Source organism: Algoriphagus yeomjeoni, from assembly GCF_003259505.1.
GTDB lineage: Bacteria > Bacteroidota > Bacteroidia > Cytophagales > Cyclobacteriaceae > Algoriphagus > Algoriphagus yeomjeoni.
This window is the reverse complement of the sequence record NZ_QLLK01000013.1, coordinates 20,757-46,034: the sequence shown is the minus strand read 5'-3', so window position 1 is coordinate 46,034 and position 25,278 is coordinate 20,757. Positions and strand designations below refer to the sequence as shown.

Here is a 25,278-nt window from a genome sequence, read left to right as displayed (position 1 = left end):
TTGGTAACCATTGCTCCTAGTTGAAAATGAGATCCTAAACCTCTACAAAGGCTTAATCCAGCGAAGCGGTAGTTTGCGAAACGTATCTATATAAAAAAATAACTTATCTTTTTCAAACGATTGTAACCTTAGCCCTACATAGTATGCCCAAGATCCGATTGATAATTTGTTTTTTGATTTTACTATTCCAATCCCCTACTCTATTCGCCCAGGAATTTGATTTGGTGATCTATGGAGGTACTTCAGCCGGTGTTGCTGCTGGCATTCAGGCATCCAGAATGGATAAATCCGTGCTTTTGATAGTGCCCGGTTCCAGGCTGGGTGGGCTTACAACGGGTGGTTTGGGGCAGACGGATATAGGTAATAAGCAAGCCATAGGCGGTGTAAGCAGGGAGTTTTATCAGTTGATCAAGGAGTATTATAATCAGCCGCAAAACTGGACTTGGCAAAAAAGAGAGGAATATAAAGATGGGGGGCAAACGACCACTGCGGCAGGAGAAGATGCCATGTGGACCTTTGAACCCTCTGCTGCCCTGCATGTGATAACACAAATGCTGGAAAAGGAAACTATCAGCGTTGTCTATGAGGAAAGGCTTTTAAGGACTGCCGAGGGAGTGAAAAAATCCGGTGGAAGAATTCAATCCATTACCATGGAAAGTGGGAAAACCTATGCGGGCAAGATGTTTATAGATGCGACTTATGAGGGCGATTTGATGGCTAGCGCCGGGGTCAGTTACACCGTGGGAAGGGAAGGCAATAAGCAGTATAAAGAAACGCTGAATGGGGTGCAGGCCAATTATTACAGTCCTACCCTTCAAAACAAGGTATCCCGAAATGCGATCAACCATAATTTTGTACCGGGAGTAGATCCTTACAGGGAAAAGGGGAATCCAGCAAGTGGATTGCTTCCCTATATTTCTGAAGTAGGTCCCGGCATAGATGGAGCCGGAGACAATAAAGTGCAGGCATATTGTTTTAGAATGTGCCTGACTGATCATCCTGAAAACAGGATACCTTTTGCCAAACCTTCGGGGTATGATTCCTTAAACTATGAGTTGCTGATCCGTAATTATGAGATGGGAGAAACTCAGGTTCCCTGGATTAATTCCTCCATGCCCAACAGAAAAACGGACAGCAACAACCGATTGGGTTTTTCTACGGATTTTATAGGCCAAAACTACGACTATCCAGAAGCCAGCTATGAGGAGCGGGAGAAAATAGTAGCAGCACACCGAACCTATCAGCAGGGATTGATGTGGACACTGGCATATCATCCAAGAATGCCAGAAAAGATCCGGAGGGAAGTTTCCCGATGGGGAACCAGCAAAGATGAATTTGAGCGGGAGGATGGTTGGCAAAGCCAATTGTATATACGGGAAGCGAGAAGGATGATCAGTGATTTGGTAATGACCCAGCATCATGCGGAGGGTTTGGAGGTGGTGGAAGACGCTGTGGGTTTGGCGGCTTATGGTATGGATTCACACCATATTCAGCGCTATGTAGACGCGAATGGATTTGTGCAGAATGAGGGAAATGTGGAAGCACATGTTTCGGGTCCCTATCCCATCAGTTACCGGTCTATCATTCCGAAAAAAGTTGAAGCGGAAAATCTCTTAGTTCCGGTTTGCGTGAGTGCGAGCCATATTGCTTTTGGTTCGATCCGTATGGAACCGGTATTTATGGTGTTGGGGCAATCTGCAGCTATTGCTGCTTCTTTAGCAATAGATGAGGCTGTAGCGGTTCAGGATCTTTCTTATCCGAAATTAAAAGCTAGGCTTTTGGAGTTTAAGCAGAGATTGGAGTGAGGGGTGGCGGTTGGCGGTTGTGGGTTTTCGGTTGGCGGTTGTGGGTTTTCGGGTGGCGGTTGTGGGTTGTGGGTTGTGGGTTGTCCCGATAGGGAGTTGTTCGGAGCGGTGAGGAAAATAAAATTTAAAATGAAAGGATCCCGATAGCTATCGGGATAAAATTTAGAATTTAGAATGGAGGAGTTGAGAATTTAAAATTTAAAATGGAGGAATTTAAAATGGGGTTGGAGGTTGGGTGCCCGATGTTTGTCGAGCGATGCGTTGGGGATCGAATGACTAAGTTCTAACGCTGTTCGTAGTGATTAGGTAGTACGCTTAATAAATTGTGAATCAGCAAGCATGGATTTTCCTTTGTATAGGTATAATCCTGCAAAGAAAAAGCAATATTGAATGATATTTACGATATTCCTCATCCCCCAAATTTCCTCCATAATCCCTACAGACAGCATGAGGTCAATAAAAAAGGAGCCGAAGCAATAGAAAAATATTCCAGAAATAATCCAGAACCAGGGATATGTCAGGAGTTGGGAGACGCGCTCGGCCATTTGCAGGAGAGCAAATGCAGACAAAAATGAAATGGAGGCCAAGAACATCCCATCCATCAGGGAGTTTAATGCAGAAGGACGATATGGATCATCCAGGTTGCTGAAAAACAGGGCTCCTTTGATAAAGAATGCTGCAGTGAGCAAAACAAAAAAGCCTATTCTGATACTATCAACTTTCGCGTGCTCCAAAAATCCTGTACATAACCAGACAAAAAACAGTGCTTCGAAAAAAAGGTAGCAGTATTGAAAAATGCTATGAAAAGTATAGAGGTTTTTCAGTTCGTTGGAATAAATCAACCAGCCTAATCCATCCACACAGGCTCCCAGTAGTAGAAATAGAAAGAACAGGCGGATCCGTAGATCCCCTGTTTTGAATTTGAGCGCAGCTAAAGCCAATGGCAGAAAAATAGCACAGGTAGAAATCTCCCTTATTGGCAAAGTGGATATATCCATAGTGAAATAGGATTAAGTTTTAGGAGGCCAGGAGTATTGGAGCACATCATCAAATGATTTTAATTTACCAGTCCTAAAATGAATATTTCTACCGAGCTGATTTACTGGAGCTAATATTACCCGGATTGAATAAGGGGCATCATTTGGGTCATAGCTAAAAAAATATCTCAAGTTTCGGGGATTCTTTTTCTGAAAAAAATCTCTTAGGTAATTAGTCGGACCATCCATACCTACGAAGAAGCTATATGGCGAGTACTGAGGAAATCCATTCGCTTCCATAAAAGTTTTATAGTTCCCGATCCATGTATTAACAATTTCCCGGGTTTGGGTTCTTTGTCTAGCCGCTACTCCATCTTTAAAACGCGGAAGTTCTGTTGGCAAATCGTCTCTATTGTATAGATTCTCTTTTAACAATTTTTTTGGCACTAGCAATTGGTCAGCTATTGGTCTTCTATTTAGTATATCGGTTTCCTCATAGGTTATTCTTAATGGTTCGATTGCAATAAAAAAATCATTTCCAGCAAGGCAATACCAGCACATCAACCCTTTTACTTCATCGTCAAAAACCCAGTGTTCAATTGAATCAGCCCTAAATGTTCCACCAGCATTGTTATTAAGAACTGGGTGGTTTCCAAGACTGTTTTTATTTTTCTCAATATTAGAGATTAGTATTGCCGCCTCCTCGTATGAAATCGGACGGGTTTTGTCAGGATTTTTTTCCATGATTTTATAGTTTATAGTTTATAGCTTAAAATAATATCCATCTGTTTCTTTGCCCGGCTCTCCTACCCGCTTGGTGAGTTTGAACTCAGCGGCACTGGGTGAGGACACGGTAATTGAAAAAACTGATTTGAATCTGGCTTTGACAAACCAATGCAAACAGTAACTCTCCCCAGGTTTTAACTCCATGGAAGCTTGGTACTCACTTGGATGTAAAATCTCTACTCCATCCAGAAACAACTTAATTTGTCCCTCTTCCATAAATGCAGAAACCACCAGTTTTTCCATTGTTTTCTATTTTAGGCTAAGGTTTCAAAAGCATTTTTTATCTGCCAGTGCCGATTAGATATTGGTCATCTTTTCTTAGAAATCGGCAAGACAGCCATTAGTATTTGAGTTTGTTGAGGAAGTCCTCCTTTCTTCTTCTGGAAACGTCCACTACTGATCCATCCATCAACTTGACCTGTCCCCCTTCTCCTTTGAAATATTCTGTGATCAGGGCTAGGTTTACCAAGTGGGAATTGTGTACCCGGCAAAAGCCATAGTCTTCCAGCATGGCTTCCACCTCTTTGAGAGTTTTGGAGATAATGATGTGCTCCTTATTCTTAAAATAGAATGTGGTATAGGTATTATCGGATTCACAGCGAACAATATCTGCGATTTCCACAAAAGTATATCCTGTAAAGGTGGGTAAGGCCAATTTGGTTTTCAATTTGGGAGCAGAAAGGTTCTTCAGCAGTTGCCCAATTCTTAGTCCATCGGCCAAACTCTTTTTTCTATACTTCTCCAAGGCCATGCTGAGCTCCTCATGAGCTATGGGCTTAACCAAGTAGTCTATGGCAGCAATTCTAAAAGCCTTTACTGCAAACTCTTCATATGAGGTGGTGAATATGAGATCAAAAGGGATGTGATCCATAGTCTTAAGCCAGTCAAAAGAGGTGGCTGGAGGAACCATCACATCGCAGAATACCAGGTCAGGTTTTAAGGAAAGACAAAGTTCATCGGCCTGCTCCAAGGTAGTAGCAGTTGCAAGGATTTGTATATCGGATTCCCTAGCAATCAGTTTTTGCAAATTCTCCAGCGCATGGAGGTCATCTTCCACTATGATTATTTTGATTGGCATATTATTCACAGAGATAAGGGAATTTCAGGGTGACCACTTTGCCTCCGTCAGCAGGCTCTCCGAACTGAAATCCAGATTCATAGCCTCTCAAAGCATTGAGCGAGTCAAACCTTTCTTTCATTAACTGTAAGCCCATAGAGCTTTTATTGACCAGATTGGATAAATCATAGGGCATTTTTGCTTCAGAAGCTTGTCCTTGGTTTTCTACTTTGCATTCTAAATAAGTATCATTCAGGATTGCAAAAGACATCTGGATATGCCCATTTTTGCTTACTCCGTGCCAGACTGCATTTTCTAAGAAGGGCTGTATTAGCATGGGAGGTATATAAATTTCGGAGGTAGACAATGATTTTTCACATGTAAAATCAAAGGAGAATGCGCCATTGTTTCGCATCTGCTCCAATTCCAGGTAATTCCTATTAGTTTCCAACTCCTCCTCCAGAGAGACCCAGTTTTTAGAGGTGCTCTCCAGTACATAGCGTACGAGTTGTGAGAATTTAATCAAATAAATGCCAGCAGCTTTGGAGTCATTGGACTGAATGTAATGGTGGATGGAATTGAGGCAGTTGAAAATAAAATGTGGATTGATTTGGGCTTTTAAGGCTTTCAGTTCACCTTCCGCACTTTTTAATTTTAGGATGGTTTCTTTTTCTTTAAACTCCGCTTCTCTTTTTGCTCTATAAATAACAAAAACGATAAAGGAAAAAGCCACTACAATAGGGAGTAAGCCTAGAATTATTGCCTTCTCAAAATGATCTTCTGTTAAAGACGCTTCGACTGGAATGGCTGTCACCAAAAGTAGCGTGTTAATAAAAATAGTCAGATTCAACACAAGGCTTAAAATCAGGAGTTTAAAAGTATTTCAATATATGAAATTTGAATTAAACCCTTAATAATCTGCAGGAAAATATAAAAAAAACACAATTCAGGTAACTGGTGTGTTTGGTTTTGGGGAATCGTACCAGTAGCCAACTATTCTAAGACAAGCAAGATCTGAAGGATTAAGACAATTCATAACCTTCGGCGGAGCCGGGGGTAAAGAAAATACTTGGTTAACAAGCCCCGAAGGGGTGTCACTTTAAAGTTTCGCCCTTTCAGGGCTCGAAATGCTTTCGATTCTTTTACCCTGCTCTTCGTACAGGGTCATGAATAGTCTTGCTCTCCCGCATAGCTATCGGGACGGAGCTAACTATGGAATTATGCAGTTTGAATACTGAATACCAAATTTTGCTTTAATAAATTTCTTTACTGGCAGAATAGGATAATCGGATTCTTGTATATGATTATAGGCAATGATCCCAGTAGATCAAAATGGCCTAGAATTTACAGCGATGCTAAGAACCCAGCCGTGCCTTTAGGTACAGTTCTAAAATCGCGTTATAAACCGGAGGGCTGTACCTAACGGCACAGCTAAAGAGGCTGTTTGATTTTAAAGCTACCCAGAGTCAGTCCCTAAAGGGACGAAATAAATAACTTTGGCATGAATCCATCACAATGGCTTCGACTTCGCTCGGCCTCTGGGTTTGGGGTTAATGATGGGATGGGGAGGAAAATGCGACTGCTCTGCATTTTCCTCCTCCTCCCCAACTTAGAACAGCAACGGTCACCGAGCGAAGTCGAGGTGAACAGTAATAAAATTTGGCTACTGCTGAGAAAGCGGATATACATCTTGATCTAAATCCCATTCCAGATAACAGCAAAAAGATACCGATTGCTAATTGTAGCGTACCGAAATCATATTTGGAGGTTTTTGAGGGTTTGGTAGGTCTTAACTTTTTAGAAAATTTTTCACAAACCAATCCGCTATATCATGAAATCATACCTCTACCTACTGTTATCTATCGTTCTATTTTCCAGTCAAGTAAGGGCTCAAGAAGCCAGAGATTTGGGCTCGGTGGATTTATCCAAAAACAAAGACTATTACCTTTCCGCATTTGAGAAGGGGGGAAAATTTACTTACAAGCTTTTCAATCAGAATGAACCCTCCGTTGAGATTGCTTCTTTCAGTTTGGTAAACAACAATTTTGACAATTTCAAGGAGATGCTTGAATCGGTCCTAAAGGAAAACAATTTAACTGAAGGTATTAGTGAGGCGGAAATGGAGAAGTACTACTTCTATTTCACGACCCAGAATGCATTTCTGATAGAGAATGAGCCTGGCAAAAAAGCGATAGAAATGGTATTTAAGGATGCGCTAGCCGTGTATGCCTATCATCATTCAAACTTCGCCGCCATCACCGTCAAGGATATATATTATATGCTGAAGGAGCTTTTTCCAAAAGAAGAAATTGATGGGTCATTTTTAGATAATCCCTTTGATACTGCTCAGTACAATTTAAAGCTTTGCGACACGTGTAAGGTAATATTTGAAGATACTTTTAAAGCAAATCTTGAAAAAACATCCAGAATAAAAAATAAAAATGAGAGGCTGGAAACACTTTATAAAGCCATTAATAAGCAATACTATGATGCGATTCATAAAGAGATTAAAGAAAAACTGAGAGCATATGAGGAAAGGGTGGAAGGTTCTGTAAATGAATTAGAAACACAAATTAAGGAACTAAGACAAGGGAGACTTTTATTGGAAAGTGATTCCAATCTTTACAAATCAGAGATTGAGTTGTTACAACAAAAAATTAACATTTTAGAAAAAAGTATTTCTGAAAATGAAAAAAAAGTAAAGGAGCCTTTAAACAGATATGACTTTACTTTAGAAGAAGAGGGAATTGAGGCAGAAGGAGTGCAGGCAAATGAAATCTCTAGCCTTCAAGACTATATAAATGAGATAGAAGAAATCTATACTATTTTAAGTAGAAATCAATTGATCTACCTATCCACAGCGTCTCAAGATTTTTTTGATTCAAATGATATATCACCTGAAAACAGGTTAAAAAGAATTAAAACTGAGATCTCAAAATTAAAAAACGTTCAAGCTTCCCTGAACGCGATTAGACTAGAACAAAATCAGATCAGTTCAATTAGAGATTCTGTATCGATAAATAATGATAAACTCATTGCCATTAAGGACAACCTCAATCGAGTTGATACCGAACTTGGATTGCTCACCCAACAATTAAATGAGATAGAAATCGAAAAAAATGAGCAAATCTCTGTACAACTAGATCAGCTCTTCAAAACGAATAAATTTGAATTTAGTCCAAGCTCTGTACAGCTGGAGGTCAATAGGGGTTATTTGGAAAACATCGTTGTAAATGGGTCAGCAGCGATTTATGACTATAGAAAAATAAAGGAGAAAGACCCGAGTAAAGTCATTTCAGAAATTCATCTGAAATTCATCAATGATTTTCCGCTAGGCATATCCTCCAAAAAAGACATAGAGCAGTTGGGCAACTACAAGCTCTATGCGAGGTTTAGAGACGGAACTCATTATGAATTAAAATTGGGGGATTTCATAGATGTGATCACAGAGAAACTGGAGTTGGACAGGAAGGATTACTCTCCAAAGAATGGTTCCTATGAGTTGAGCCTTCCTTCAGAAAATAAAAAAACATTCTTTAAAGCAGATTCCAAGGAAATACTTCAATTGAAGATTTTCTCTGATTTTGTAGGGATACAGGACAACAATCCGAATGGGCTGATTCAATTGGAAATTGACAAGGAAATCCCACTGCTCACCAAGAGATTCCAAAGGCCTTATGCTGTATTTTTTCTAAGACCTTTTGTGCTCAACCAGGCCAATATTGGAGTTTTTAACTATTTCAAACCCCAGTTTATTTATTCCAAAATAGAAAATAACAACAAGTATCTGGAGGTAAGTAGCTTTCCATTGGAGGATGGTTCTGCATCCTACGGAGTATCTACTTTAGACCTTAAGCAGTATGAGGTATTTAGTGTGGGCGCAGATTTCAATCTATTCTTGTATGATATACCTAATACAAAATCCACGTTTTTATTCAACACTGGATTCCGCTTTGGAAGAACAGATCTGGCACTGGATAAGGATGAGCCAGAGGCACATGATTTCCCCCGGGGATTTACCAATACGATTCAGCCATCCCTAGAAGGTCTGCTTCGAATCAATGGGGATGAGCGATTTGGGTTTGAATTTTCCTATGGGATTAACTGGCTGCTCTCTGATGAGTTGTTTTTCACTCAGAAAGCTAAAGTGAGTGGCATAGATGACTTTGGATCTTTTTCACGTTCAAAGGAAAGCAATACGCTTCAAAGAGTAAGCATTCTTGCCTATCTCAATATCAATAAGGAGAGTCAGGGTCGATTGTTTTTCCGCTATAGGTTTAACTCTGAATTTGGGGATTTCAAGAATAATTTTGCCCAACTTCAGATAGGCTATACTACCTATTTAACAAGAGCTAATAAGTAAATTTGGGTTGGGGGTTCTCGGTTGTGGGTTGTCGGTTGTCAGTTGTCAGTTGTTGGTTGTCTGTTGTCGGTTGTCGGTTGTCGGTTGGGGGTTGGGGGTTGTCGGTTGTCAGTTATCGGTTGTCCCGATAGGGAGTTGTTCGGAGCGGTGAGGAAAATAAAATTTAAAATGAAAGGATCCCGATAGCTATCGGGATAAAATTTAGAATTTAGAATTTAAAATGGGGTTGTTGGTTGGCGGTTGGCGGTTGTCGGGTATGGGTTGTCGGGTATGGGTTGTCGGTTATCGGTTTTCAGTTGGCGGTTGTCGGTTGTCGGTTGTCGGGTATGGGTTGTCGGTTATCGGTTTTCAGTTGGCGGATGTGGGTTGGATTGTATTCTTACTGCCTACTGACCCACTGTTTACTCAACTCTGTTTACTGATCGCTGTCTACTGATCACTTGCCTACTGATCACTGCCAACTGAGACTGTCTACTGATCACTGACTACTGAGACTGTCTACTGATCATTGCCTACTGAGACTGACTACTGATCACTGCCTACTGATCACTGCCTACAGATCACTGCCAACTCCATTACTGAGTTCCGGTAATTCATAGAATAGGGGTAATCTCAATAAGCAATCGGAGTAGCGGTCGGAATTGGGTAATTCGCGTAAATATTGGTCTGGGAAATGCTCTTTGGAATAGTCTGATTTATGAAGGCTTTGGTAGTGGAAAACGGCTAGGATTCCTTGTTCTTTTAAGGCAGCTGCATAAGCAGTTCGGGAGGATAGGTTTGGGAAGAGGAGGTAGAAGAGGTGTGCGTTCGCAGATAATTTAAAATGTAAAATTTTTGAATTTAAAATTAAAATATCCTGACTACTGGTTGAAGCTGCATTAGATATTTTAGCAGGCTGAGTACCGGAGAGAGGAGAGTCTAGAGGTTCGAAACCGTTTGTCCTCGAACCTTTAGACTCCCGTCTTTCGGGTGCTCGGACTGACAAACCATTTTCAATTTTAAATTTCAAATTCTTAATTAACTCAATGTAATAAGTATTCAAAACACCAGGTTCAGCAACATCGCTGGTGAAAGCACTAGCGTAGTCTTCCCAGATGGCTTTTCTTCTTGCCTGGATCTTGTCTAAGTTCTCCAGCTGTGCCCAGAGGAAGGCGGCGGTGATTTCGGAAGGCAAAAAGGAGCTTCCTACATCTTTCCAACCGTATTTATCGACTTCGCCTCTGTAGAAAGCTGCTCGATCTGTTCCCTTTTCCCAAAGGATTTCTGCTCTTTTGATCATAGAGGGGTCATTGATCATCAGCATCCCTCCTTCCCCGCATTGTATGTTTTTGGTTTCATGGAAGCTCATGCATCCCAGATGCCCTATACTTCCCAAGGCTTTTCCCTTGTAAAAACTATCGATTGCCTGCGCTGCGTCCTCGATGACATAAAGATTATGTGGAGCTGCAATATCCATGATCTGATCCATCTCACAGGCAACACCACCATAATGTACCACCACAATTGCTTTGGTCTTGGGAGTAATCAGTGCTTCCAATAAGGTTTCATCCAGATTGGGATGATCAGGTTTACTGTCTACAAATACAATTTTGGCACCGCGGAGCACAAATGCATTTGAGGTGGAGACAAAGGTAAAACTGGGTATGATGACTTCGTCGCCTGGCTGTATATCGCAAAGCAAGGCTGCCATCTCCAGCGCATCGGTGCAGGAGTTGGTGAGCAGGCACTTGGGGAACTTGTAGCGTTCTTCGAAAAAGGATTGACACTTTTGGGTGTAGTGGCCGTTTCCGGAGATTTTCCCGCGGTTGATCGCGTCCTGTATGTTGTCTAGTTCCTTACCGGTTTGGTAGGGTTTGTTGAAGGGGGTTTTCAGTTGTTGGTTGTGGGTTGTCGGTTGGCGGTTGTTGGTTGTTGGTTATTGGTTGTTGGTTATTGGTTGTGGGTTGTTTGTCAGGCTGAGCGAAGTCGAAGCCTTTATTTATTGGTTGTGGGTTGGCGGTTGTTGGTTGTGGGTTGGCGGTTGTTGTTTGTGGGTTGTGGGTTGTGGGTTAAATTGTGTGGAGATAGATTGGTTGATTAGTTTAAAACTGTATTTTTATTAATATGAAGTCTTATAAAGATTTAGAAGTTTATCAAAGGGCATTTTCATTGTTTCTCGAAACCCATAGATTCACTATGATTCTCCCAAAGTATGAATTATATGAATTGGGGAGTCAACTAAGGCGGTCTTCAGATTCTGTTGTTTCAAATATTGTAGAAGGTTATGGGCGAAGAAGCTATAAGGCTGATTTCATCAAATTTCTGATTTATTCCCATGCCAGTAACCTGGAGACTATTAATCATTTGGAAAAAATCAAGGTGCTGTATCCTGATCTTGAGATTAAAGCCAATTTTCTGATCATTGAATACGATGTTTTAGGTGCTCAGACATTTAAATTCATTGATTACGTCAAAAAAGAATGGAAAACCTGAACAGGATTCTCTATTGTCAACCATCAACTAGCACCAGATGACACCCCACAACTGACAACTCATAACCCACAACTGACAACCGAACATTCACAACTACCCACTACCGACTATTTTCTCCACAATATAAATAGGGCGATTTTTCACTCCTTCGAAGGTTTTACCGATGTACAGTCCTACCATGCCCGAGGTGATCAGCAGAAATCCGGTGAGCATCCAGATGGAAATAATTAAACTGGCGTAACCTGCCACTATAATCTCGCCATCCAGGTATCTATACAGCGTATATAAAGCGAAAAGGAATCCGCATAAGGCTACCAGAAGGCCAAGTTTGACGGTGAGTCGAATAGGTTTGTCAGAGTAAGCCAGCATGATATCCAAGGCAAGGTTGAACAACTTCCTGAAACCGTAGGTACTTTCCCTATCTCCATTTTCAGCATGTATCACTGGAATGGTTGTTTGCTTAAAACCTACCCATTTGACCATGGTTGGGAAATAGCGAATAGACTCTCTCATGCCTATGACTTCCTTGATGACTTTGCGGTGATAGATACCAAAGTTGGCTATGCTCTCATCCTGCTTGGATCCAGTGAGCCAGGCTAGGGTTCTGTAGAAGACTTTTGAAGAGAGTTTCTTAAAGAAGCCATCTTTCCTGTTTTCTCTTTTGGCTAAGACTACATCAAAGCCTTCTTGGGCTTTTTGGTAGAGGTTTGGGATTTCTTCGGGTCTGTCTTGCAGATCGCAATCCATGACGATTATCCACTCTCCTTTTGCAGCATCCAAGCCAGCTGTGATGGCGTAGTGCTGTCCGAAATTCCGGGAGAGTTTAATTCCTTTGATCTCGGGATGCTTTCTTGCTAATTCCTCAATCTTTATCCAAGAGTTATCCGGGCTGTAGTCATCTACCAGAATAATCTCATATTCCTGAACCGGAATGCAGGCTTTGATCCGTGAGACGAGTTGGTCCAGGATATTTTCTGCGCGGTAGACTGGGGAGATGATGGAGAGGTGCACTGATTAATTTAAAATGATGAATGATGAATTTAAAATGAAGGGAATTTAGAATTTAAAATGAAGGGAATTTAGAATTTAAAATGTCTGTTCAATAATTTGGGTTGAAGGTTGGCGGGTTAAGGCAAAACTTGATTTAGGCTGAATGTTTTTTCTAAAGACCAGATACTTGCTTCTTCACATTAGGAATGATACCAAACATCAGATAATACCACGGTTCGACTTGGCACATTATCCTGATCTAATTTATGTTTCCCCGGCTTTGCAAAGACATCAGTTTTTACCCTATCATTTCTAACCAGAGTAAATTCTATGTATGGTGGGATATCTATACCCTTGATGACTACTGGTTTTTCCAGATTATTCGGATGAATGTGGACGATGGAATGATTGATCAAAAGTTTTTCGAAAGCGCGGTTTAAGTTTCTGAAAAACTGCTTTTCAAACATTCTATCAAAGGAATGAAATTCAATCACGATGATTCGAAAGCGATTTAAGAGTTGCTGACTCATAGAGAAAATCGTTTCATACTCAAAGCCTTCAATATCCATCTGTAGCAGAAGATCGGAAGAATTGTCTTCGGGAAGAGATTCTGTCAGCCATCGATCCATGCTCATATAAATCCCGTGATCAATTGCTCCCAGGTATTTTTTAGAAAAATGAAATAGAGGATGCGAGTGCTTAGGCTGAGTTACAGAATAATCAGCCAAAAACACTGGCATTCCACGTTCTGCAAGCTGTAGTTCAAACCTTGACTCCACATCCACTCCTGGAGAGAAGCAAGCCACTATACCTTCCATATCATCTGGAAGTAGGTATCCACCATCCCCATCAGGCCCCAAACGAATCAGGGGTTTGATACTTTCTTTAGGATGGAGCTTTTTTATAAAATCCTTTACCTGAGATGCAAAGACTCTTGGTTCTAAGGAAACATGAAAGTGGTCTAGTAATGGCTTTACTGCGTGGTAAATTAAATTTCGCATGTTGGTTATGGGTTGCCCCGATTGTCCCGATAGCTACGCGGAGGGGAAAATGGGCTTAGTGGTTAAAATTTAAAATGAAGGGATTGAGAATTTAAAATGAAGGGATTGAGAATTTAAAATGAAGGAATTGAGAATTTAAAATGAAGGGATTTAGAATTTAAAATGATGGATTTAAAATGGTTGCGTGGAGGTGGTAGGTTTTAGTCTTTTCGAAGGGGGTAATGAAAATTAGTGTTGCATATATTCTTAAACCCGACTGAGAAATCTATTGAAGTGTCAATGAGATTTCTCTCTCCGCAAGCTCCGTTCGAAATGACAAGACCGTAGGTTAATTCGAAGGAGGTACAAGGGGGAATATGAAGAGATCTCTCCTCCTTTCAGTCGTCGAGATGACCGAGTCCTCCTTTTGGTCGAAATGACCGGTATCTGACGACGTGAATTCACGGTCATTTCGAAGGAGGAACGACTGAGAAATCTAATTGCTTGGTTAGAGATTTCTCCTCTTCGTACCTCATCGTCGAAATGACGGGAAACGATGGTTAATTCGAAGGAGGTACGAGGGGGAATATGAAGAGATCTCTCCTCCCTTTGGTCGTCGAGATGACCAAGTCCTCCCTTTGGTCGTCGAGATGACCAAGTCCTCCCTTTGGTCGTCGAGATGACCAAGTCCTCCCTTTGGTCGAAATGACGGGAATCGATGGTCATTTCGAGGGAGGTCGAAATGACTAGTCTTCATTACTCACATTCAATATTTATAAAATCCCAGTTTGGGTTTTCTTTTTCAATTAAATTATTCTTCTTTTCTCTCCTCCATTTTTTAAGCTCCTTTTCTCTTGAGATCGCCTCTATAGGAGTCGCATACTCTTCAAAATAGATCAAGTGATGGCATTTGTATTTTGTTGTAAAAGAATTGGAGGCACCTAAACCATTTTTATGCTCATATAATCTTCTTTGTAGATCATTAGTCACACCTATGTAAAGTGTTGATTTTGTCTTATTAGTGAGGATATATACGAACACTATTTTTATTACTATATCGTGTTAAATGAGATTTCTCCCTTTGGTCGAAATGACCGGTATCTGACGACGTGAATTCACAGTCATTTCGAAGGAGGAAGGACTGAGAAATCTATTGAAGTGTCAATGAGATTTCTCTCTCCGCAAGCTCCGTTCGAAATGACAAGACCGTAGGTCATTTCGAGGGAGGTACAAGGGGGAATATGAAGAGATCTCTCCTCCTTTCAGTCGTCGAGATGACCAAGTCCTCCCTTTGGTCGTCGAGATGACCGAGTCCTCCTTTCAGTCGTCGAGATGACCAAGTCCTCCCTTTGGTCGTCGAGATGACCGAGTCCTCCTTTCAGTCGTCGAGATGACCAAGTCCTCCCTTTGGTCGTCGAGATGACCGAGTCCTCCTTTCAGTCGTCGAAATGACGGGAAACGATGGTCAATTCGCGGGAGGTACTACTTACAAATCAGCTTTTCCACCAATGATATACATGCCCTCGTTGTGCTGAGGTGTAGCCTAGAGATTGGTAGAGTTTGCAGGCCGGAAGATTAGTTTCTTGGGTTGGGATAAGCATTTCTTTTGCTCCTGCTTGATAGCATTTATATTCGGCAGCTTTGACTAGTTTTTTCCCCCAGCCTTGGCCTTGATACTTTTCAGCAACTGCGATCAAGCCAATTTTTCCTACTTCATGCTCTACAGAACAGGTTACCATTCCTGCCATATTGGGAGCGATTAGAATTTCTTGATTTTCAAATGCCTTATTTATCCAGAGTTTGTAGAGTTTTTCGAATTCATGGTTTTGCAGTCGGGAATCAGTTTTGAATCTGGAGTAGGTTCCGCTTAAATAAGCCAATTCGACTAGTTCCTCTTTCAGTTCAGCGCTTTGGTAGTTCTGGATTTCTTCAATTCTTCCGGCTGGTTCTAAGAACTTCTTAAAAGTGATTTTGGTATCTACCAGTTGAATAGCTGGATTAGAGAACGTTTGTTCTTTTTCCGAAAAGAGGTAGATGAGCTGATATGCCGGTGCCGCTTTAAAAAACTCCTGTTCATTCCAAGACTCATTTACAGTTGTTTTGCCAACTGGGTAGTTGAAGAGTCTACTATCGAAAGGGAGAGAGGAGATCAGGGATTAGGGAATTTAAAATGGAGGAATTTAAAATTTAAAATGTAGAATTTAAAATGTAAAATGTAGAATTTAAAATGGAGGAATTTAAAATGGAGAATTTAAAATTAAGGAATTGAGAATTGAGAATTTAAAATGGAAATGGGGTCATTTCGACGATGAGGTACGAAGAGGAGGAATCTCAAATCTCAACCCAATTTAACTAGGTGAGATTTCTCTCTCCGCAAGCTCCGTTCGAAATGATGCTAGAATGGAAATTTTAGTTTCCTGACAACTGATCAAGATACATCAGCAAAGATTCTTTCTATCCTCCGTCCCAATTACTTGTCAAATTGTATCTGCTCGGGACCGCCTCATGAATAGCGCTAGGCTACATCTGCAAAGATCCGCTCCATTCGGCGGAAATACATCATGCCGAAGATAAAGAGGAAGATACCCACCAAGGTTCCGGGCCAGATCCATTCCCAGGGCATAGGTCTGTTGAGGAAGGCAGCACGGAATCCTTCGATCACTCCTACCATGGGATTAAGGATATAGAATTTCTGGTATTGCTCAGGCACAGCCGTAGTACTATACACTACCGGTGCTGCATAAAGCAAGAGCTGGACTACAAAAGTTAAGGCATGCTTGACATCTCTGTATTTCACTGCCATGGCAGAAAGCATCATTCCCATTCCAAGACTACACATCAGGAGTTGGATGATCAACAGAGGCAGAACCAGCAATCCCCAGCCTGGAGTAATTTGATAATAGATCAACATTCCCACCACCACAACGAAGGCAATCAGGAAATCCAGCAGTTTGGACAGTATGGAACTAAGGGGTAAAACCATTCTAGGGAAATAGACCTTAGTAATCATATTGGCATTTTGAATCAGGGAATTGGCGGATTCTGTCAGGGTGCCGGAAAAGTAATTCCATGGCCAAAGGGCGAGGTAGGAAAATAAAGTATAGGGAATACCGTCTGAATCAACTTTGGCCAAGTTGCCAAAAACTATAGTAAAAACCAGGGTGGTGAAAAGCGGCTGTATGATGGCCCAAGCTACTCCCAGAACTGACTGAGCGTATCGAGCTTTAATTCCTCTCAGTGTAAGAAAATACAGGAGGTCCTTATATCGCCAGAGTTCTTTGAAGTCTATAAGTTGCCATCCTGAGGTAGGTTGGATGATTTTGATGTTGTCTTTCAAACGTAAAATTTAAAATGAGAAGAATTTAAAATGTAAAATGTAAAATTTAGAATGTAAAATGTAGAATGAAGGGGATTTAAAATTAAAAATTCACTTCCCGTAAACTAGGATCCCTTGAATATCACCGGGATCTGAGGTGAGGATAGATACATCTACTTTTCGTTGGACTTTTTCGTAGGTTTTTTCTTTGATGAATTCCAGGTACTCTTTGTCCAGATCATTGCCAATGAGGATCATTTGAATAGTTCCTGAATCTATGCCTTTCGCATAGTCTCCCACGATATAGGCCTTCTCTACCATCCCCATTCTTTTGACTATACGTTCCATCAGGTCATCCAGACCGAGGAATTTGGAAACCATTCCTTTGATTTCGCCGAAGAAGGGATGCTGGGTATTTGCCTTATACATTTTGGTTTTGCCCTCGTCTTCAGAGACTAGCAAACCAGCTTCAGTGAGTCGGTTGAGCTCCACCCTTACGGAATTGGTAGACTCGTCAAATTCTTTGGCCAGAGAGCGCAGGTATCCTGAATTGGCATGGGAAAAGAACTTGAGGAGAAGTTTAATTCGGGTTTTGGAGGTGACGAGGGATTCGAGCACTTAATAATTTAAAATTAAGGGAATTTAAAATGGAAGAATTTAAAATGTAAAATTTAAAATGTAGAATGTAAAATGTAGAATGTAAAATTTAAAATGGAGGAATTGATAATTTGAAATGATGGTAGTCTGCTATTTTAGATTTTCTCTTGATTTCTTTATGATTGAATTAAGGAGAAGTATTATTTCTTCTATTTCTGATTTCAAATATGGAAAAGAAGGATGATCACTAAGGAATTCATTTTTATCTAAAAGTTTTAGCCAGTACCTGGTTTCTCTGGCTTCTTTATTTGAGATTGTAAGTTTGGCAACAAAATCAAGCTTCGAATGGGCAGCTTGTGCTTCTTCTACGTTTGCGCCGATTGAGGTTCCTGATTTCACTAGCTGTTCGGCAAGCTTGTAATGCCCTTTCTCTTTTAAATGCAGGTAAACAATAATTATCTCCTGAGCAAACTTGAAAGTTTTGTCAACAATAATGTTTGCCATATTGAAAAATTTAAAATGAAGGGAATTGAGAATTTAAAATCTTAGTCTTCCAAGTATCTAATCAAATAAATTATGGCTACTGGCATCATTTCGGGTATTCAAAATTTTAAATTAGGATATTTATCAATTTTAAATTCAAAAAGCGGCGCTCGGTCACTCCCACTTTTGGAAACTAGCTGACTGAGTAGTTTTTTTACTCAGTTAAACAAATTTAAGTGCTTTTGGGAGTTTTGCAAATGGATGATTAAGGGAGAATAAGTGTAGGTTGGAGTTTGGAAATATATTCTCAATCTTTAATGCATGGCGATGGTATTTGTAAAAAAACAATATGACTATCCCCAATCTTACCCGTATAGTAATGTATTCAGTATAAAACTTTATGATTATCGGCAATGATGCCAGTCACCTTAGATTCTTTGCTTGGTTGGCTGGAAGCCCCTGCCCGAACTGCAGGCGGGGATGACCAAAGACCGAAGTGGCCTCAAAGCTAGGGTATACCATCTATTAAGTCGCTTTTATCTATTTACTGGTAACAAAGCGGATATACATATAAAACTTAGTAAAACGCAAATTTTTTCTCTAATTATGAAACTGAAGTTACACGTGGCTCCGAAGGTGCCAAACCATTCATAACCCTGTACGCAAGTGCAGGGAAGTTGATAAAGTAGTAAACCGCAGCCCTGAAAGGGCGAAACTTCAAAGTTTCGCCCTTTCAGGGCTGCAAAGGATATTAGTTTTATACCCCCGGCTTTGCCGAGGGTTATGAATCGTTTCAATCCTTCGGATCTTTTTCGAATTGTGAATTAAATTTATGATACATAGAAAGGTTATAAATTTGGCAACTGGTGAAAAAGCGGATATACATAAAAAAACAGTATGATTATCGGCAATGATGCCAGTTACCTTAGATTCTTTGCTTGGTTGGCTGGAAGACCCTGCCCGAACTACAGGCGGGTATGACCAAAGACCGAAGTGGCCTCAAAGCTAGGGTATACCAACTATTTAGTCGCTTTTATCTATTTACTGGTAACAAAGCGGATATACATATAAAACTTAGTAAAACGCAAATTTTTTCTCTAATTATGAAACTGAAGTTACACGTGGCGCCGAAGGTGCCAAACCATTCATAACCCTGTACGCAAGTGCAGGGAAGTTGATAAAGTAGTAAACCGCAGCCCTGAAAGGATATTAGTTTTATACCCCCGGCTTTGCCGAGGGTTATGAATCGTTTCAATCCTTCGGATCTTTTTCGAATTGTGAATTAAATTTATGATACATAGAAAGGTTATAAATTTGGCAACTGGTGAAAAAGCGGATATACATAAAAAAACAGTTAAGAGAGTAGGACTTTAATGGACTTTATAAAAAATAGAAAAGCTCTTTTCTTACTTTTTGGTGTATCAGGCCTTCTTTTCATCTATGCATACTTTTTCCACTTTCTGGATTTTGATTATTCACCCTACTATGGGGATGAAAATTTTTACTTTAAAAACTCAGAGAGTTTTGAACAAACGTTAAGTTTAAAAGCGCCTTTCACCTATAATGGGTATGGCTCCAGGATTGGCAATATTGATGCTCATGGACCTTCTTACCCAATAATTTATGGAGGGATATCCTTACTCGTTGGTTGGAGCAACTTGTCTATCATCTTCATAAATGTTGGTCTGTTAGTCATGGCTCTGCTGACCTTAGTCCTGGACAAAAAATCAAACCGGGAACAAAAACTACTGCAAGCAGTGGTGGTATTAGGGTCACCTTTTGTACTTTTCTACAGTATCAGTTTTCTGCCTGAACTTATCCATGTAGCTGGTGCAATACTCTTGTTTGTATTCGTTAATCGATATTTGCGTGTATCAGGCAAGGCAAATTTACTCCTAGTTATGATCTTAGCATTGGGGCTGGGTTTTATTAGAAGCACCTGGTTTTTCGCATTTTTTGGATTGGCTTTTATCATAAAACCCCCTAACTCAAATTGGAAATGGGTTAGTTTGTTATTGGGGTTGTCCCTACCCTTTCTAGTGCAATTCTATCTTCATGAGCAAGTTCCCAATACATTTTCAGGGGTAGTTAGCTTGACGCAATCAGGAGAATGGGGTGAGGCCTGGGCAAGCTTATACTTCAACATCAAGCGCAATATCTACTTTGCCCTTCATTTCACAGAAGGTAAATTCTATACGCTACAGAAAATATGGATTGGACTTACACTGATTTGTTCTGCCATTTTTCTTCAGAGGAATAAGCTATTAGTTTTTGGGATAATCACCTTAGTAACAGTCATGATGTTCAATATAGTTGTATATAAAAACTATGCTTGGACTGAATTAAGAATGTATATTCCTTTATGTATTCTTTTAAATCTTTCATTACTATCGTGCAATCGCAAGCTGACTTATGGCTTGATAGGTATAAATCTATTATCCTTCATTCTTATTTTGCCGCTACAACAAAAACTAATTCACCTAAGGACAAACCAGAACCTGAATGACATTCCAGAGCAAACTATACTAGAGTTAAAAGAACTATCAAAACCAACTCTTCTTTTAGACACATTGCTACTTCAAAATTATTCCCTGCATCAACTCCCTATTCTGACTAGCAGAGGAGAGGCAATATTTTATATTCTCCCCTATTATGAGATTGAAAAAAAGGCATATAGTCATGAATTGAATGTTTATCCTGATCAGATAAGGGTTTCAAAAGCAAAAATCCTTACCCAATAGAAAAGCCCGAAAAAACCCTGAATGAAGTAAGCGGCAATAATCAATCGGGTCCTACTTGTGAATTTTCTATCATTAGCTTGATAATCTTTTAGCACAAGGGACACTATACTCATATAATTTAAAAGTAGAGCGATAGGGATTTGCCAATAAAAGTTAGCATGGTATTGACGAATCCCTGTTTCGGAGAAGAGAAAATAAATTAAAAAGGCGATAATTAAAAGCAGCAATGTAAAGGTGAAGAAGGAATCTTGAAAGGCCGATCTAGGCCATACAATCAAAAAACAAAGCAAGAGTGAGATGCTGCTTATCATATCCCAGACAGGCTGGTGGGAATAGTGAAGCCAGATCTTAAATGGGGCAATGACAATGGTTGATATTTCACCTGGCTCATACAATTTCTCCCTCATGGGATCCCATGTGAAAATTAACTGTTTTTCCAGCATTAACAGGACAAATAACAGTAGAACTAGACCTGCGGATTTCCAAAATATTTTGGACAAAGCTTTGTCACGAGAAAGAATGTAAAGAGGCAGGGCAGGGATATAGCAAAACAAGAAACTAGGCTTGATGAGCAATAGGATCAATCCTAGGCCAGCGAGTATATAGAGTTGAGAATTCCTTGGATTTTCGATCCAGTTTAAGGTTTTCAAGCACAGAATTATGGCAAATGGAAATGAGGCTATTATAGTGGAATTGTGCCAGATCGTGGGTGTGAATTTACCTAAGTACCAAAGTCCCTCATCTACACCGGGTAGATAAATTGGCCCCAAGAAGAGAATAGACAAGGAAACAAGAAAGGTAGTCCGTTTGCTAAGTGGGATTTGGTTTTGCAGCCAGGAAAAAATCAAGCGATATTTCCACCACATAAAAAGCGTAATAACAAGTATGGAACTAAGTACAAATGAATACTTAATTCTAAGTATTAAATCAATCAGAAAGATGAGCCCATAATATCCAGGAGGAATGGGGAAATACCCTGCTTCTAAATAATCAATTAAAATTAAATTGTGAATTTTTATATCATTTAGGTAAGTGATGTTCTTTATCATGAAGGTGATCGTGCCCCCATAAAGCCCCACAATTAGAACATCATAGATCCAGGTTTTAGAAGATGATCCTATCTCTTTCATTTTATGGAATTAGTAGTATTTGTTCACAACTACTTGGCTGAGGAATCATACTTTTGAAGTATGATTTATTATTGGCATAGGTGGCTGAATCTACCAAATAAGCTCTGGTAGAGACCGAATCCATACTGTGAAGAAGCGTAGGCCAGCCTAATACCTGAAAAGGAAGGGGATTTTCAAAAACCAACTCATGGTACTCCTCTCCTGCTGCTACTAATACAACCTGATCAATTCCACTTGCTTTCAATTTATCAATTTGTGCTTCTAGGTTCTCAGTGGAAGGAAAATTCTCTGAGCTTTGAGTAAAGGAGTAAAAATGATAGCAAATACCCAGTACTAACAAAGTAACTCCTGATTTTACAAGAATACCAGGCAAGGAAGCCGTGGAAGATTGATCTAAAGCAATCAAGAAAAAAAGCAAAAATACAATTGAATAGATCTGAACCTTCAGTAGGTAGAACGGCGATAACATTACCATCAAGCAGGATAACAGGACAAATACAAGTACAATAGCTTTGTTTTTCCAAGCAAAGGTAAAAGCAAGGAAAAGCAGCATGATAGAAATTAAATAGTTTTCATGCTCTATATAAGTATACAATGCTGTGGATACTGCTGACAAAGAAAATTGTCTTGACCTTTCCGAATTTAGAAAGGTTTTCCATTCATTGAGTTTGTCTTCCAAATCAGGATTTTTGTGAAAATCGATTAGGCCGTTTGAATAATGATAAAGTTCCGAGTGACTTTCTTTCAAATCCTCCTTATTCAATTGCAATACCGGATGATCAAAAACCGAAGACCTGAGTTCGTTTGATGTTTTGAACTGTTGATCCGAGCTAATCAAGTTTAGGGAATAAGTGATCAATAAAAGTACAAAAGGGATGAACAGAGCTTTGTAAAGGCGACGCTCTCTAATTACAAGAAGATTTAACGCTGCTATTCCAAAAAAAATCAAGATGGGAACTTCCACTCGTATTAAAATCCCCACTAAAAGCATAATATCAGAGAAATATAATTTATACCATTTTGTATCACTTGCCCTAAAAGCATCAAATCTCAGTGATAATCCCGCAGTGATAGCAAAAGCTGCTACAATAGTAAACTGTAGAAAAAACAAAAAGTGAATTAATAAGCCGAAAAGGAAGAGGGTCCAAATAAGCTTTGTCCAGAATGTGCTTCTACTCTGAGCAATCTGAATTAAGAAGGCTAAATAAGCTAGGTAAATCACCAAAAACCAGGTCAAAGGGTACCATGGCACAGAAGGGAAGAAGGTGTAGAGTTTGGAAAAGGTCCAACTGAGAATAGGGTGAATAAAAACAGCGTAGGATTCGGGAGTTCCTGTATAGGCACCGGAAACGAGCCACATCATGATTTCATCATCATTGACCTGAAATCTCCAGGGAAGAAACCAGATAACAATCATCGCTGCTGCAGCTATCAAGGAGCATACTAGGACGAATGACTTGGGCTTTATTTTCTCCATAGAACCGATAACTTTTCTCCGTTTGGTTGAATGAATTCTTTCTGCTTCTCCCATTCTGAGGGATCAAAAGGAAAATCGTATAGACCATTAAATAGAATTAAATCTATTTCTGAGCCGGAATTTAAAAATAGTTTAGCTTGGGAAGGCTTCCAATATCCAGGGGAATAAAGGGAGTTTTTGCCTAAGAGGTAAAGTAAACCCGGGTTACTATAAAGGGAAATTATTTCAGAAGGATTTGAAGCTTCAATTTCTGAATTGACTAGTTTCAAAAGCTCAATTTGACTTGGAGAAAGCCAAATCTCCTTGCCGGGTTTGTATTCCCATTTTTTTGTTGCCTCCCAAAGATAGGCGCCTTCAAAGGGTGTTAGCCAGATTCCAAAAGCAACTAAAGTCAGCGAAATAACTGAGGCGAGAGCATAGCATCTTTCTCGGAATTCCTGGCTCCTGCCTTTTATCAATAGTACGTAGGCAAGTAGCCAGAATACCCAGTAATGAATTCCAAGCCTCATCCAGTACACATTACTTCCAAAATGCAGTAAGAAAGGAAGGAAAATTAAAACAGAAATAAATAGGTACTCCTTCTTAGCTAATTCTCCTCTACTCAAATCAGCAATTTCCCAGGAAATAGCTGCTATGCTGATCAAAAGGAAAATATGGCTCCATTCTGAGGTAATGAAAGTGAGGTAGAATACAGATGCCAAGGTCGCAAAAGCAAGCGGAATCAATATCCCATAAACAAAAGTATTAGTTTTTCTGAATTTTGAGGCAAGGAAAAAAGTGAATCCAGTCAGCAAAATCCAAAATCCCCCAACAACAGTATACTTGATCAGAAGTGTGATTGTATAATCTTGGCGCTGATGGATAAAACCAAATTCACCGAATAATCGAGCAAGAGCAGTTTCCTCAAATAGAATATAGAAAAGGCCTTCAAAAACTAAGAAAGGAAGTATTAGATAAGTTAGAGGGATAAGTCCTAACATTTTTAATCTTAAAAAATAGAGAAAAGTCAGTATGCCTAAGAGAATACCAGCAGTGACTTTTACATATATGAGCATGGCAAAAATCAATCCCAGCATAAGCCAATCCATGGCCTTTACATTTTGCTTGGAGACTAAGGCCAACCAAAAACACACAAGAACCACAGAGATGGAATTATAGGACAGTGTTGGGGGCAAGAAACCATATCCTGCAAACAATGCAGCCAAACTAAGTATAACTATTTGTGGTGAGAGGAGCTGTTCTGGGTAAAGATTCTTCCAAAAAATACCTAGAGCAAAGGCAGCCATTACATAAGAAATCAGGCGAATTATTCTGAGTCCTATAATCCCGAACTCCAAGCCCGTAAATCGATAAATGAGCTTGAAAAAAAGATCATAGTTAAATACACCTCCTATGTTTGGTTGATTTGGGTCCGCTAAAAATGCATAAAGCCCTTCATCGGAAAAATCAAAGCCACGATTGATCCCTAAAAGAATCAGTGAAAGTGATAAAACAGTGAAGGTAGTTAGAATTTTAGTCAAAGGGAGGTTGGCGGTTGGCGGTTGTCAGTTGTCGGTTGGCGGTTGTCAGTTGTTGGGTGTCAGTTGTTGGGTGTTGGGTGTTGGTTGTCAGTTGTCAGGTGTTGGTTGTTGGGTTTTGGGTTTTGGGAATTTAAAATGAAGAATTTAAAATGGAGAATTTAAAATTTAGGGAATGGGGAATTACGGGATATTTTAAAATATTTCAATTAGGTGAAAGTAGAATATCCATAACAAAACATTTAAAAATACAATTTTGTGGAAAACTTTAACCCTATTAAACCAAAAAATACCCTGTATAGGGTATTTTTTTGTAAGGTCGCCTATATACCTTTATGTCAGGGTGATTAAGCAACTTTTCCAGCACAACTTTTTCTAAGAAAATACTAAAGGGATTCTTTTATCTTATTTTTTAATCCCTTTTATCTTTTTTGCCCCCAGCCCCTAAAGGGGAAAAGAATCAAGACGTTAGATCCAAGACATAAGACGCTAGAATCAAGAGGTTAAAATCAAGATTTAGTGTTAGATCCATTGACCGTTCGTGAGACACGAACGGTGGCGGAGAGGATCAAGACTTAAGACGTTAG

20 protein-coding genes are annotated in these 25,278 nt (G+C 39.8%); 4 read left to right on the top strand and 16 right to left on the bottom strand.

Going from position 1 to position 25,278, the window contains the following annotated elements:
- Positions 1-143 precede the first annotated feature (143 nt).
- Entirely contained in the window at positions 144-1,805 is a 1,662-nt protein-coding gene (locus tag LV83_RS18080; protein ID WP_111612974.1) for an FAD-dependent oxidoreductase, read from the top strand.
- A gap of 302 nt (positions 1,806-2,107) precedes the next feature.
- Here the strand turns inward: LV83_RS18080 and LV83_RS18075 are convergent, their stop codons facing one another.
- The 5 genes from LV83_RS18075 to LV83_RS18055 all read right to left on the bottom strand — a co-directional run bounded on the left by LV83_RS18075 (position 2,108) and on the right by LV83_RS18055 (position 5,475).
- The gene (locus LV83_RS18075; RefSeq protein WP_111612973.1) at positions 2,108-2,803 is read right to left on the bottom strand and encodes a hypothetical protein; all 696 of its coding nucleotides are present in this window, start codon (positions 2,801-2,803) and stop codon (positions 2,108-2,110) included.
- A 12-nt stretch (positions 2,804-2,815) separates the two neighbouring features.
- Positions 2,816-3,526: a thioredoxin family protein gene (locus LV83_RS18070; RefSeq protein ID WP_111612972.1), complete on the bottom strand. Its 711-nt coding sequence runs from the start codon at positions 3,524-3,526 to the stop codon at positions 2,816-2,818.
- Positions 3,527-3,544: 18 nt separating this feature from the next.
- Positions 3,545-3,811 carry a hypothetical protein gene (locus LV83_RS18065; RefSeq protein WP_111612971.1) on the bottom strand — a complete coding sequence of 89 codons (267 nt, stop codon included), beginning with the start codon at positions 3,809-3,811 and terminating at the stop codon, positions 3,545-3,547.
- A 97-nt stretch (positions 3,812-3,908) separates the two neighbouring features.
- Positions 3,909-4,646, bottom strand: coding sequence for a LytR/AlgR family response regulator transcription factor (locus tag LV83_RS18060; protein WP_111612970.1), 738 nt, complete (start codon positions 4,644-4,646; stop codon positions 3,909-3,911).
- 1 nt (position 4,647) lies between these two features.
- Positions 4,648-5,475 (bottom strand): sensor histidine kinase, encoded by an 828-nt coding sequence (locus tag LV83_RS18055; RefSeq protein WP_158530618.1) that lies wholly within the window; start codon positions 5,473-5,475, stop codon positions 4,648-4,650.
- Between the two features lie 981 nt (positions 5,476-6,456).
- Here LV83_RS18055 and LV83_RS18050 point away from each other — a divergent pair.
- Positions 6,457-8,988 carry a coiled-coil domain-containing protein gene (locus LV83_RS18050; protein ID WP_111612968.1) on the top strand — a complete coding sequence of 844 codons (2,532 nt, stop codon included), beginning with the start codon at positions 6,457-6,459 and terminating at the stop codon, positions 8,986-8,988.
- Between the two features lie 553 nt (positions 8,989-9,541).
- Here LV83_RS18050 and rffA read toward each other — a convergent pair.
- Positions 9,542-10,861 (bottom strand): dTDP-4-amino-4,6-dideoxygalactose transaminase, encoded by a 1,320-nt coding sequence (gene rffA, locus LV83_RS21660; protein ID WP_245947098.1) that lies wholly within the window; start codon positions 10,859-10,861, stop codon positions 9,542-9,544.
- Positions 10,862-11,091: 230 nt separating this feature from the next.
- Between rffA and LV83_RS18035 the strand changes: the two genes are divergently transcribed.
- Positions 11,092-11,460 carry a four helix bundle protein gene (locus tag LV83_RS18035; protein ID WP_111612966.1) on the top strand — a complete coding sequence of 123 codons (369 nt, stop codon included), beginning with the start codon at positions 11,092-11,094 and terminating at the stop codon, positions 11,458-11,460.
- 93 nt (positions 11,461-11,553) lie between these two features.
- Here LV83_RS18035 and LV83_RS18030 read toward each other — a convergent pair whose 3' ends face one another.
- The 7 genes from LV83_RS18030 to LV83_RS18000 form a co-directional block, all read right to left on the bottom strand.
- On the bottom strand, positions 11,554-12,471 hold the full coding sequence (locus LV83_RS18030) for a glycosyltransferase family 2 protein (RefSeq protein WP_111612965.1): 918 nt from the start codon (positions 12,469-12,471) through the stop codon (positions 11,554-11,556).
- A gap of 179 nt (positions 12,472-12,650) precedes the next feature.
- The gene (locus LV83_RS18025) at positions 12,651-13,451 is read right to left on the bottom strand and encodes an FkbM family methyltransferase (protein ID WP_111612964.1); all 801 of its coding nucleotides are present in this window, start codon (positions 13,449-13,451) and stop codon (positions 12,651-12,653) included.
- Positions 13,452-14,186: 735 nt separating this feature from the next.
- A complete protein-coding gene (locus LV83_RS18020) occupies positions 14,187-14,471 on the bottom strand; it encodes a GIY-YIG nuclease family protein (RefSeq protein WP_317046700.1) in 285 nt (94 codons plus the stop codon).
- A gap of 452 nt (positions 14,472-14,923) precedes the next feature.
- A complete protein-coding gene (locus LV83_RS21430) occupies positions 14,924-15,310 on the bottom strand; it encodes a GNAT family N-acetyltransferase (protein WP_158530617.1) in 387 nt (128 codons plus the stop codon).
- 635 nt (positions 15,311-15,945) lie between these two features.
- Positions 15,946-16,767, bottom strand: coding sequence for an ABC transporter permease (locus LV83_RS18010; protein ID WP_111612961.1), 822 nt, complete (start codon positions 16,765-16,767; stop codon positions 15,946-15,948).
- A gap of 90 nt (positions 16,768-16,857) precedes the next feature.
- On the bottom strand, positions 16,858-17,364 hold the full coding sequence (locus tag LV83_RS18005; protein ID WP_111612960.1) for a helix-turn-helix domain-containing protein: 507 nt from the start codon (positions 17,362-17,364) through the stop codon (positions 16,858-16,860).
- Between the two features lie 129 nt (positions 17,365-17,493).
- Positions 17,494-17,847: a four helix bundle protein gene (locus LV83_RS18000; protein ID WP_111612959.1), complete on the bottom strand. Its 354-nt coding sequence runs from the start codon at positions 17,845-17,847 to the stop codon at positions 17,494-17,496.
- Positions 17,848-19,199: 1,352 nt separating this feature from the next.
- Between LV83_RS18000 and LV83_RS17990 the strand changes: the two genes are divergently transcribed.
- Positions 19,200-20,567: a hypothetical protein gene (locus LV83_RS17990; protein WP_111612957.1), complete on the top strand. Its 1,368-nt coding sequence runs from the start codon at positions 19,200-19,202 to the stop codon at positions 20,565-20,567.
- Here the strand turns inward: LV83_RS17990 and LV83_RS17985 are convergent.
- Genes LV83_RS17985 through LV83_RS17975 form a run of 3 tightly spaced genes read right to left on the bottom strand, consistent with a single transcriptional unit; the run spans position 20,528 to position 24,694 of the window.
- A complete protein-coding gene (locus LV83_RS17985; protein WP_111612956.1) occupies positions 20,528-21,697 on the bottom strand; it encodes a hypothetical protein in 1,170 nt (389 codons plus the stop codon). The two genes, LV83_RS17990 and LV83_RS17985, sit on opposite strands and share 40 nt — an antisense overlap.
- 1 nt (position 21,698) lies before the next feature.
- Positions 21,699-23,174 (bottom strand): hypothetical protein, encoded by a 1,476-nt coding sequence (locus LV83_RS17980; protein ID WP_146613749.1) that lies wholly within the window; start codon positions 23,172-23,174, stop codon positions 21,699-21,701.
- Complete coding sequence (locus tag LV83_RS17975) at positions 23,162-24,694, bottom strand: hypothetical protein (protein ID WP_111612954.1); 1,533 nt, start codon at positions 24,692-24,694, stop codon at positions 23,162-23,164. Before LV83_RS17975 ends, LV83_RS17980 begins: the two co-directional genes overlap by 13 nt.
- Between the last annotated feature and the right edge of the window lie 584 nt (positions 24,695-25,278).

Excerpts from the sequence above, each read along its gene's own strand:
- LV83_RS18080 (WP_111612974.1), top strand. The coding sequence starts at position 144 with ATGCCCAAGATCCGATTGATAATTTGTTTTTTGATTTTACTATTCCAA.
- LV83_RS18075 (WP_111612973.1), bottom strand. The coding sequence starts at position 2,803 with ATGGATATATCCACTTTGCCAATAAGGGAGATTTCTACCTGTGCTATT.
- LV83_RS18070 (WP_111612972.1), bottom strand. The coding sequence starts at position 3,526 with ATGGAAAAAAATCCTGACAAAACCCGTCCGATTTCATACGAGGAGGCG.
- LV83_RS18065 (WP_111612971.1), bottom strand. The coding sequence starts at position 3,811 with ATGGAAAAACTGGTGGTTTCTGCATTTATGGAAGAGGGACAAATTAAG.
- LV83_RS18060 (WP_111612970.1), bottom strand. The coding sequence starts at position 4,646 with ATGCCAATCAAAATAATCATAGTGGAAGATGACCTCCATGCGCTGGAG.
- LV83_RS18050 (WP_111612968.1), top strand. The coding sequence starts at position 6,457 with ATGAAATCATACCTCTACCTACTGTTATCTATCGTTCTATTTTCCAGT.
- LV83_RS18035 (WP_111612966.1), top strand. The coding sequence starts at position 11,092 with ATGAAGTCTTATAAAGATTTAGAAGTTTATCAAAGGGCATTTTCATTG.
- LV83_RS18025 (WP_111612964.1), bottom strand. The coding sequence starts at position 13,451 with ATGCGAAATTTAATTTACCACGCAGTAAAGCCATTACTAGACCACTTT.
- LV83_RS18000 (WP_111612959.1), bottom strand. The coding sequence starts at position 17,847 with ATGGCAAACATTATTGTTGACAAAACTTTCAAGTTTGCTCAGGAGATA.
- LV83_RS17990 (WP_111612957.1), top strand. The coding sequence starts at position 19,200 with ATGGACTTTATAAAAAATAGAAAAGCTCTTTTCTTACTTTTTGGTGTA.
- LV83_RS17985 (WP_111612956.1), bottom strand. The coding sequence starts at position 21,697 with ATGAAAGAGATAGGATCATCTTCTAAAACCTGGATCTATGATGTTCTA.
- LV83_RS17980 (WP_146613749.1), bottom strand. The coding sequence starts at position 23,174 with ATGGAGAAAATAAAGCCCAAGTCATTCGTCCTAGTATGCTCCTTGATA.